The organism is Bartonella sp. AA83SXKL, assembly GCF_042196965.1.
In the GTDB taxonomy this organism is placed as follows: domain Bacteria; phylum Pseudomonadota; class Alphaproteobacteria; order Rhizobiales; family Rhizobiaceae; genus Bartonella.
In genome coordinates, this window is record NZ_JBHIRG010000041.1 from 1 (window position 1) to 5,887 (window position 5,887).

Below are 5,887 nucleotides of genomic sequence, written 5' to 3' on the forward strand. Positions count from 1 at the left end.
ACGAAAGTAGGCAAGCGTCGTAAAAATCAAGATGATATTGTTGGCATGGAAACATCAGATCTTGTTCTCCCTGCTACCACGGATGCTCAAGCCCTTGCTAAAGAAGCTTGTGAATCCCTAGCAGATGCAATGACCGTGGTCTTTTCAACTTATCATTCTATCCAAGTGATTTCGGATGCACAAAAAGAGCATGGTTTACCCGAATTTGATCTGATCATCTGTGATGAAGCCCATAGAACAACTGGGGCTTCATTGGGAACTGAAGACAATGAATCTGAATTTATCAAGGTTCACGATAACAGCATCATTCGGGGCAAAAAACGTCTGTATATGACAGCAACGCCGCGTATCTTTAGTGACACTGCTAAAAGGCGGGCGGATGAGATCAATGCTGTTTTGGCATCTATGGACGATGAAACCCTTTATGGCAAACAACTTCATCATTATACCTTCGCGGAAGCTGTCGATAATGAACTTTTAACTCCTTACAAGATTGTGGTCTTGGGTATTAATGAAACCTATATCACACCAGCCATACAGGAGATTATTGCCAATGAAAACCGTGAAATTGATTTAGATGATGCGGCAAAAATTATTGGCTGTTATAGAGCACTTACCAAAATAGATAAGCAAGCGGCTGTTGATGATGATGATACAGAGCCCATGCAATGTGCTTTAGCTTTTTGCAAAGACATTAACACCTCTCAATATATAACAAAGCTCTTTAATAAAATTATCAAATCTCATATTGATGATTTCCTTCAAACCGTTCCCTTTCTAAACTGTGAAGTAAGACATATTGACGGAACGCAAAGCGTCAAAAAACGCAATGAGGAATTGGATTGGCTTAAAGAAGATGCGGGGCAAAACGTTTGTCGGATCTTAAGCAATGTTCGGTGTCTTTCAGAAGGGATTGATGTCCCTGCTCTTGATGCCATCATGTTTTTACACCCGCGCAATAGCCAAGTGGATGTGATACAGGCAGTAGGGCGTGTGATGCGTCGTGCTCCAAATAAAAAAACGGGCTATATCATTTTACCCATTATCATTCCTTCACACTTAGAAGCCAAAAAGGCTTTAAAAAACAATAAGAGATACCGTGTTGTTTGGCAAGTTTTGCATGCTTTACATTCTCATGACGAAAGGCTTGCTCGGACAATTAATCAGATGTCTTTAGGACAAGATAGCAGCCATACGATTGAGATTATAGAGATTAAACGAGCCAATGAATTAAAAGAGCTTACCACAACGGTTGATGAGATCTCGATACCATCCAAAACAGAAAGTTCTGGACGTGTCATTGGAACAGCAGAAAGCAAATCTCAATCGGTATCTGGAGGACAAGGAGACCTATTCCGCCGTTCTGAATTTTTTGATTTTGTCAAAGCCATTTTTCTGGATAGTTTTAAAATCACGGATTATTGGGGCATTTGGGCGAACAATGTTGCTGAGATTGCTCAAAACCATATCAATCATCTTAAAGATATGATTTCCGATGAAAAGAGTGAAGCCTTTCACGCCTTTGATGCATTCCATAAGGAATTAAAGAACAACGTCAACAGTGAAATCAAGCAAGAGGAAGCGATTGAGATGTTAGCGCAACATCTTGTCACGCGTCCCGTGTTTGAAGCTTTATTTGACGGTAATGAATTTGTACAGAACAATGCCATTTCGCAAGCAATGGACAAGATCTTAAGAGAACTGGATAAAACGAACATTGAAGAAAAAACCAAAGATCTTGATCAATTTTACAAAAGTGTCACATTCTGTACAGCAGGTATTACAGAAACTCATGCAAAACAGAATCTTATTATCAAACTTTATGAAAGTTTTTTTGCCAAGGCATTTAAGAAAACCACGGATAAGCTTGGGATTGTTTATACACCCGTTGAGGTTGTTGATTTTATCATTCATTCTGTTGATGATGTGTTGCGTAATGAGTTTGGAAAAAGCTTGGGGTCACGGGGTTTTTCTATTCTTGACCCTTTCACTGGAACAGGGACCTTTATCACACGGCTATTACAATCCAATCTCATCAAACCAGAGGATATGGAATATAAATTCCGTCATGATATTCATGCCAATGAGATTGTTTTACTGGCTTATTACATAGCAGCGATTAACATTGAATCGACCTATCATAGTCTGATGAAAGGGAATTATATCCCATTCAAGCATATTGGTTTGGCTGATACGTTTCGGATGCTTGAAAAACAAGATTTGATGAAAGGTTTACTAGAGGAAAACAGTGAATATTTAGAGCATCAAAAGAAACTGGATATTAAAGTTATCTTTGGTAACCCTCCTTATTCGGTAGGACAAAAGAATGAAAACGATAATAATCCCAATATATCTTATCCCATATTAGATGATCGTATTCGTGAGACTTATATAGCTAAATCGAAAGCAACTAGTACGCAAAAGTTATATGATAGTTATATCCGCGCTATCCGCTGGGCTAGTGACCGTATTGATAATGCTGGGGTAATCGGCTTTGTCACAAATGCCGGTTTTATTACTGGACATTCTATGGATGGTTTACGCAAATGCCTCGTTGAAGAATTTAGCAGCCTTTATATTTTCCATTTACGGGGTAACCAACGAACTTCTGGAGAACTTTCTCGAAAAGAAGGTGGTAAAATTTTTGGTTCTGGATCTCGAGCCCCTATAGCGATTTCCATTCTCGTAAAAAATCCAAATGCACAACAGCGTGGTAAGATATATTTTCGTGATATTGGAGATTATCTCACGAGAAAAGAAAAGCTTATAATAATAGAGTCTCTTGGTAGCATTGATGGTATTACACGGAGCAAACAAGGTTGGCAAATAATTACACCAGATAAGTACAGTGATTGGCTTGATCAACGTGATGACAGTTTCAAAACATTCTTAGCTATGGGTGTCAAAAAGGGGCATGATAAAAAGCTCTTTGAAACTTATTCTCTTGGTGTTTCAACCAATCGTGATGCTTGGACGTATAACTCAAGCCGTGAATCTGTAAAGAAAAATATGAATAACATGACTGCCTTCTATAATAATGAGGTAAAACGTTTAAATAATACCTATTCACATGCTGATCGTACAGCACGTGCAAAGGTCGTGAATGATTTCGTCAATTCCGATGTAAGAAAGATTAGTTGGAGCAGTACTCTTAAGAGAGAATTATTAAGAGGTAAATTTTCCGAATTTGAAGATAAATGCCTTATTCAAAGCCTATACCGTCCTTTTACACAACAATGGCTTTATTACAATAGCGTCTTTAATGAAGCAGTTTATCAAATGCCGCGTATATTCCCGATAAGACAAGCGGTTGATAATAAGGTGATACAAATTACAGGTATAGGAGCAAAGAAAGACTTTTCTGTATTGATGACTAAAGCTTTGCCTAATTTAGATTCAATAGAAAAAGGTCAATGTTTTCCACGCTATATTTACGAAGATACTACGGTTTCAAAAAGTAAAAGTGAGAAACAATCCCATTTATTTACGCATTCTACGGAGAAAAACACAACAGCTGGTTTACAGAGGCGTAATGCTATTACTGATGAGGGGCTAGAACATTTTAAAGCCGCTTATCCTAATGAAACTATCACTAAAGATGATTTGTTCTATTATGTTTATGGGATTTTACATTCAGAAGATTACCGTGCTCGTTATGCTGATAATTTATGCAAAGAATTACCTCGCATTCCTTGCGTAAAGAGTGCTGATGATTTTTGGAAGTTTGTAACAGCTGGGCGTGAACTCGGTCATTTGCACGTAAACTATGAAGATGTAGAGCCTTATCCCGTGATCTTTAAAAAGGGTAATCCAAAACAGACAGAAATCTCTAATCTCGAAAAATTCTATTATGTGACTGAAATGAAATTCGCAAAAGCAGGTAAAGAGAAAGATAAAACCACTGTTATTTATAATAACAATATCACAATAACAGATATACCTCTTGAAGCTTATGCGTATATCGTCAATGGTAAACCCGCTCTTGAATGGGTTATGGGGCGTCAATGCGTAAAGACTGATAAAAAGAGTGGCATTGTGAATGATGCCAATCACTATGCTGTTGAAACCGTTGGCAACCCTGCTTATCCATTAGAGTTGTTTCAAAGGGTTATTACCGTAAGTCTAGAAACAATGAAGATTGTTAAGAACTTACCAAAATTAGAAATAAGAGAAACTGAATAAGCTTATTAAAGCATGCTCACATAATGGGTATGATAAACTCATAAGGGGTATAAGGTTTTATACCTATAGGTTCTTATATCCCTTTTATAAATTGCTGACATACAATCTTTAAAAGGATAATTTATCATGCGTTATTTAAAAAGAAGAAACTTGCACTTTTAGATACTCTTATTTACATTGCCTTTAAAAGATTAAACCGTAATCTAAAATGAGTGCTTTATTGTTATCAGAAGCTTTATTTAAAGAGGGTTATGTATATTCATTTTCTTATATTACTTATAGGTTTTGAATGTTTCTACCCCCCCAAAAACCTTACAAAACATAGAGCATTAGTTGAATTTATAGGTTGTACTATTGATATAGGTTGTTTTTTGAAAAATTGATAAAAAATAACATATTGAAATATAATGACTTTTATTTTTTATTGAAAAATATGTAAAGGGGGGCGTAAAAAGCACCTCCAAAACTCATAACCATAATGGTCTTGATAGCATTTATTATGATTATAATCCCTTTCTTTTGAAAGGCTTTAAAAGATCACATACTCTCATAAGACATGTTTTAATCATTCACTAAATGATCACTTTTGTCGATTCAATGTACTGACATAAACTGACAAATATATATTTACAGTTGTATTTATTTGTTATGGCTGTTTTAATAAGTTGTATTTTGAAAAATTGATAAAACTTAACTTATTGAAATATAATGATTTTAATTTTCTCTCATTTAAAAAAAATGATATAGGTTCTAAAAAGAACTGACAAAAATGACAAAAGTTTATTAAAAGGGATTTTGCTCATCTCTATAATGATCAGTTTCTATTGAGATGTTTTCATAAGTGTTTTCATAACGGTCTATAAATCACAATAAATCACAATTATCATATATCCTATTTATCATTTCTCTTATGAACATGAAAAATGATGCCATGGCTATAAAGCATATAACAGCTATAGAAAAAGCAAAAATGCAAATGAAAGCATTTGTTATAAAGACAGTCCCTATAAGGCTGTTAAGTCTAAAATGTGTTATTAAAAGAAATTAACAGAAATCTTAAAAGCCATTTAGTGACAAAATTGATAGGTTATAAAGTTTAAAATACGCATTATGAGAGCGTTTTTAAATATTATAAATGTATAGATTCAGAAAATACGCAATCGTTTCATAAAGCCCATAATATAGCTTTAAAAGCACATAAATATAAAAGAAGCAATTAATAAGCATAAGATATTATCAATACATAACGTATTAAAAAAAATACAAAAAAGATAAAATATTGTTTGACAATAAATACGTATTTTGTTATATAAATAATCAAGTGATAGAAACACTTAGTGATTAGCGGATAGGTTACGAAACAGCCTCTCCCATGCCTTTAAAATACTGACTTTCTTTTATGCTTTTGTTAGTATATGAGAATTTTGTCGGGTGTGGTTATGCCATACAATACCCTTTCAAGGGGAAAGCATACAGCGGACTAATCACCGTGTTTCTAGCGCCCGACGCCCATTAGGGGGTCAATAGAAACCTTTTATGATTAGAAAGAATTTAAAATGACAAATTCAAACACCTCCCCCGTTATCTCTTCTATTTCAAATGAAACTGTGCTTGTTAATAAACAAAATCCTGCAAAAAAATACGAATTTATTGATGATTGTGAATATATCGATGGTCATTTCTTAACTCGAATTAGAGCCTTAAG

The 5,887-nt window shown here is 34.8% G+C and carries 1 protein-coding gene; it reads left to right on the top strand.

The annotated features are described in order from the left end of the window. Window positions 1–4,182: type ISP restriction/modification enzyme (locus tag ACFINO_RS08885; protein WP_375655481.1), on the top strand; the 4,182-nt coding region annotated here is incomplete at its 5' end. Between the last annotated feature and the right edge of the window lie 1,705 nt (window positions 4,183–5,887).